Source organism: Nocardia sp. NPDC060220 (genome assembly GCF_042727815.1).
Classification (GTDB): Bacteria; Actinomycetota; Actinomycetes; order Mycobacteriales; family Mycobacteriaceae; genus Nocardia.
Genome location: NZ_JBHWZY010000412.1, coordinates 1 through 6,025, shown reverse-complemented (window position 1 = coordinate 6,025; position 6,025 = coordinate 1). Strand labels below are relative to the sequence as shown.

Below are 6,025 nucleotides of genomic sequence, written 5' to 3'. Positions count from 1 at the left end.
GAACCCGCGCCGGGTCCAGTTCCTGCCCCTCGGCGGGGACGACGTAACCGATCAACTGGTCGACGTCCCTGGCGTGGCGATGCACCGCGGCTGCCGCCTGGGCGACACCGGGATGACGGAGCAGCGCCGATTCCACCTCACCCAATTCGATACGGAAACCACGCAATTGGATCTGCGCGTCGGCGCGTCCGCGGTAGTCCAGTTCCAGTCCGTGCCCGCCGCGATGCCACCGCCCGACATCACCGGTCCGGTACAGGCGGCTACCCGGCGTGCCGAACGGATCGGCCACGAACCGTCCCGAAGTGAGCGCGCCCGCCCCGTGGTAGCCGCGCGAGAGCTGGCCGCCGCCGACATAGAGGTCACCGGTGACGCCGACCGGCACCGGCCGCAAGCGCTCGTCGAGCACGTACACCCTCAGGCCGGGCAGGGCGCGCCCGATCCCGCCGCCCGCCTGATCGACCTCGGCGTAGCTGACATGCACGGTCGTCTCGGTGATGCCGTACATGTTGACCAGGGTCGGCGTACCCGCCGGGTGGGCGAGGAACCAGCCGGTCAGCCGGGACGGGTCGAGCGCTTCGCCGCCGAACACGATGTAGCGCAAGGCGAGGTCGGCGCCACCCGCGCCGTGGTAGCGGCGCTCCGCGTCGACGAATCCGTAGAACGCCGACGGGGTCTGGCTGAGCACGGTGACCTCCTCGCGCGCCACGAGCTCGACGAAAGCATCGGGCGTGCGCGTGGTGTCGTAGTCGACGACCACCAGGCGACCGCCCGAGAGCAGGGCGCCCCACATCTCCCAGACCGCGAAATCGAAAGCGTAGGAATGGAACAGTGTCCAGACATCGTCGGGCCCGACGTCGAACTTCTCCGCGGTGTGGGTGAGCAGGGTGACCACATCGCGGTGGGTGACCGCGACACCCTTCGGCCGACCGGTGGAGCCCGAGGTGTAGATCATGTAGGCGATGTTGTCGGGTAGCGCGGCAACGTTCTGCGCACTGTCGACGACGTTCTCGTCATCCACAAGGACTGTCGGCCCGGCGAATTCGGGTGTCTGCGATACCATCGCCGATGTGGTCAGCATCGCTACCGGTCGTGCGTCGTCGAGCACGAACCGGAGCCGCTCGGCCGGGTACGTCACATCCACGGGCAGATAGCCCGCACCCGACATGACCACGGCCAGCAGCCCGATCGCCAACTCGGCCGAGCGCGGCATCGCGACGGCGACCAGTGTTTCGGGGCCCGCACCGGAGGCGATCAACTGGGCGGCAACAGACTTCGCGCGCCGATCCAGTTCCGCGTAGGTCAGGACCGTCGTCCCATCGGTCACCGCGACCGAATCCGGGGCCACCGCCACGCGCCGTGCGAACAAGCCACCGATCGTTTCCTCGGGAACGTGCGCGCCGGCCACGCCTGCCGCATCGAGAACCTCGTAGCGCTGGCTCGATTGCATGAACTCGATGTCACCGATGATCGCCTGCGGATTCGCGGTCACCGCCTCCAGGATGCGCAGATACCACTGCGCGAACCGCTCCATCGACTCTTCGACGAAAAGGTCTGTCGCGTAGGTCAATCGGCCGAGTGTACCCAGCGGGTGACCGTCGGCGGCGAACCGCTCGACCAGCTTCACATTGAGATCCGACTGCGCCTGATCGACATAGTCCTCGACCGGTTCCACCGAGATCCCCGGTAGTTCGAGCACCACCTCATCGAGATTCTGGTAGTCGATCGTCACCTGGTACAGCGGCAGATGCGCGGTCGAACGCGGCGGATTGAGCGCCTCGACGACCTGCTCGAAGGAGACCTCCGCGTGTGCGAGGGCAGCCAGGTCGGCTGCTCGGACGTCGGCCAGAAGCGCGTCGAACGGCTGATCGGCAGAGACCTCCGTCCGCAGGACGACAGTGTTGACGAACATGCCGATCAGGTCGTCGAGTTCACGTTCCCCGCGCCCGGAGACCGGGGTACCGACCGCGATGTCGTGGGTATTCGCCAGCCGTGCCAGCAGCACGGCCAGCGCGGCGTGAGCCACCATGAACGGCGTCGCGCCCGCGACCCGCGCCACCGCGGCGATCCGCTCCTGCAGCGATGCCTCGATGTCGAAGTCGATGGTCCGGCCGCGCATCGACGCGACCGGCGGACGCGGCATGTCGGTCGGCAGTTCGAGGAGTTCGGGCAGCCCGGTGAGGGTAACGCGCCAGTAGTCCAGCTGACGGGACAGCAGCGACTCCGGATCGTGCTCGTCGCCGAGCAGATCGTGTTGCCACAGCGCATAATCCGGATACTGGACCCTGAGCTGCGGCCACGCGGGCACGCTCGCGGTGATCACCGCGTGATAGGCGGCCGCGACGTCGCGGGCCAACGGAATCATCGAGAGCCCGTCCGCACAGATGTGGTGCACGGCGATCACCAGCACGTGATCATCCGAGCCGAGATCGAACAGTTCGGCCCGCACCGGCGGTGCCTCGGAGAACTGGAAACTCTTCGACAGCACCGCCGCTGCGGCCTTCGGCAGCACCGATTCCTCGATCGCGATCGGGATCAGTTCGGGCACGACCTCGTCGGCGTCGACGATCATCTGCCACGGTATACCGTCGATTACCGGGAATTTCGTGCGCAACGATTCGTGGCGGCCGATCACCATCGCGCAGGCTGTACGCAACGCGGGGATTTCCAGCTCGCCGGTCAGCCGGATCACCAGCGGCACGTTGTAGGCGCCGACAGAGGCGTCGAGCTGGTTGAGGAACCACATCCGTTGCTGAGCGGGCGAGAGCGGGATCAGGCCGGTGCCGGGTCGCCGGGTCAGCGTCGGGCGTTCGACGTGGTCGCGGCCGGTGAGCCGGGCGGCGAGGTCGGCCATCCGCGGGTACTCGAACAGGTCGCGCACCGCCACCCGGACGCCCAGCGCGGAGCTCAGGCGAGCGGTCAGCCTCGTCGCGGTCAGCGAATTGCCACCGAGGTCGAAGAAGTCGTCGCGCATGCCGACTCGGGGCAGGTCCAGCACTTCGGCGCAGATGTCGGCGACGAGGCACTCGGTCGGGTCGCTCGGCGCCAGATATCCGGCAGCGGCGAAACTCGGCATCGGCAGTGCGCCGCGGTCGAGTTTTCCGGTGGTGGTCAGCGGAAGCTGTTCCAGCACAACGCAGATGTCGGGAACCATGTGGGCCGGTAGCCGGCGGCGTGCCGATGCCCGCACGTGCTCGGGGTCGATCGTGTCGCCGATGAGGTAGCCGACGAGCCGGTCCGCGCCGTTGTCGTCGGTGCGCAGCACCGCTACCGCATGGGTGACCGATCGATGTTCGGCGAGGACGGCCTCGATCTCGCCGAGTTCGATCCGCTGGCCACGGATCTTGACCTGATGGTCGGTACGGCCGACGTAGTCGAGTGTGTGGGCGGCGGTCCATCGGACCCGGTCGCCGGTGCGGTACATCCGGGTGCCCGGATCGTAGGGGTTGGCGAGGAAGGTGGCGGCGGTCGCGCCGGGACGGCCGAGGTATCCGCGGGCGAGCTGGATGCCGCTGACATACAGTTCGCCGGTCACCCCGATCGGCACGGGCCGCAGGTGCGAGTCCAGCACCACCGCGGATGTTCCGCGAATCGGACCACCCAGGGTGATCGGTTCGGGCGGCGCGAGGGGATCGCTGATGGCGACCATGATCGTGGTCTCGGTGGGTCCGTAGCCGTTGAACAACTGGCGTCGTGGCGCCCAGAGCGCGGCGAGTTCGGCGGGCACGGCCTCGCCGCCGGCGACCAGAACCCTGAGGCTGTCCAGCCCGTCGGGTGCCATGGTCGCCAGCACGGTCGGGGTGAGGAAGGCGTGGGTGACCGCGTTGTCGCGGATGAGCCCGGCCAGCTCCGTGCCCGCGTAGGTGTCGGGCGGCGCGATGACCAGCGTCGCGCCGTGCGGGTGCGCCATCAGGACTTCGAGCATGACGGCGTCGAATCCTGGTGCGGCACACTGCAGCACCCGCGAATCGGGGCTGACCTGGTACCGGTCCCGTTGCTCGGCGGCGAAGTTCGCCATTCCCGCCTGGGTCACCGCGACGCCCTTGGGGGTGCCGGTGGTTCCGGAGGTGTAGATGACATAGGCCAGGTCGGTGTCGCGGACGGTCCGTGTCACCGCGCGCGAAGGTCGGCTCGCGATCTCGCGCTCGGCCGCCGGATCGTCGACGACCAGGCGTGCCCACTCCCCTTCCGGCACTCCCTCACTCACCTGCGCGACGGTCAGCACGACGTGGGCAGCACAGTCGGACAGCATGACCGCGAGCCGCTCTCGCGGGTTGCGTGGGTCGAGAAGCGCACACGCGGCACCGATCTCGGCGAGCGCCCAGATCGTGGTGATCAACGGGATCGACCGCGGCATGACCACCCCGACGGTGTCCCCCGCGTCGACACCGTGCTCGACCAGCCACTGCGCCAGCCGATGTGCTCGGCCATCCAGCTCGGTGAAGCTCACCGTCTCGGTCCCGGACGCAACCGCCACACCGTCGGGGTGTCGGGTCACGCCGTGGCGCAACAATTCGGTCAATGGTTCAGGAGCCACCCGTTCCGCGCCTCTGGCCGGGACGAGTGCCGCATGCTCGGCGGCTGACAGCAGGTCGATATCGCCGACGCGTCCGTTCGGGTCGGTAGCGACCGCACGCAGGACCCGCTCGACACGGTCGGCGAGCCCGGCGGCGGTCACACGGTCGACGCGAGCCGGCTGATACCGAAGGCGGATGTGCAAGGTGTCGGTCTGGTGGGCCTGCACGGTGATCGGGTAGTGCGCGGCATCGGTGCCGGCCACCCCCGCAACCCGCACTCCGTCGATGTCCGCGTCACCGAGTCCGCTGCTGTCGACCGGGTAGGACTCGAATGCCACCAGAGTGTCGAACAGCTGTCCGCCGCCGAGCGCGGCCATGATGCCGGACAGTTCGACGTGGTGGTGGTCGAGCAGCCGGGTCTTGTTCGCCTGCAACTGTTCCAGCGCCGCCACAATGGTCCGGTCACCGCGCACGAGAACCGGAACGGGCAGCGTGTTGATGAACAGCCCGATCATCGACTCGACGCCCGGCACCTCGGCCGGTCTGCCGGAGACGGTCTCGCCGAACACGATCCGCTCGCGGCCCAGCTGGTTGGCCAGCACCGTCGCCCACGCGAATTGCACAATCGTCGACATCGTGGCGCCCGAGGTGCGGGCGAGCTCGGTGAGAGCGGCGGTGATGTCGTCGTCGAGATCGATGCTCAGATCGGTCGGCACCTCGACAGTGGCCGCGCCGACCGTGTCGGCGATCAAGGTGGGTTCGGTGAAGCCCGCCATCGTGTCGCGCCAGATCTCGACACCGGCGGTGTTGTCGCGCCGGTCCAGCCAGGCCAGGTAGTCGCCGTAGGACGGCGCGGGCGGCAGCAGGGCGGCGTCCGCGCCTGCCGCGTACAGCCCGACCAGGTCGCGCAGCAGCAGCGGCAGTGACCAGCCGTCGAGCAGCAGGTGGTGCGCGGTCAGGATCAGCCGGAATTCGGTGGGCGCGACGGCGACGAGGACGAATCGCACCAGCGGCGGATCGGCCGGGTCGAAAGCCGTTTCGCGTTCGGCTGTCAGGATCTGTGGCAGTGCTGTCTCGGGGGCCTCGATGCGGCGCCAGTGCACGGCAGACTCCACCGGAATAGCCTGCGCAACAACACCATCGGACGTTCGGGTGAACGCCGCCCGCAGGTTCGGATGCCGATGCAGCAGGTCCGCCGCGGCTCGCCGCAGCCGCGCCTCGTCGACCGGCCCGGTGAGCGTCATCTCCGACTGCGCCGTGTACACATCGAGGTCGCCCGCGGCGAGCTCGGCGTGGAACAGCAGCCCCGCCTGCAACGGCGCCATCGACCAGACGGCCTCGATCGGTCCGTAGCGTTCGGTGAACACGTCGAGGTCCTGTTGGGTCAGGGCGACCAACGGGGTGTCGGAGGGGGACAGTCCCCAATCTTGTTCGCGTGCGGCCGCTTCCGCGATTTGCCCGAGGGCCGCCGTCCACTCGTCGAGGAGTTCGTCGACGTCATCACGATCGAG

The 6,025-nt window shown here is 68.5% G+C and carries 1 protein-coding gene; it reads right to left on the bottom strand.

Annotated elements, in window-relative coordinates; translation table 11 throughout:
• The coding region (locus tag ACFWF3_RS21020; RefSeq protein ID WP_379314953.1) for an amino acid adenylation domain-containing protein at positions 1–6,025 on the bottom strand (6,025 nt) is incomplete at both ends.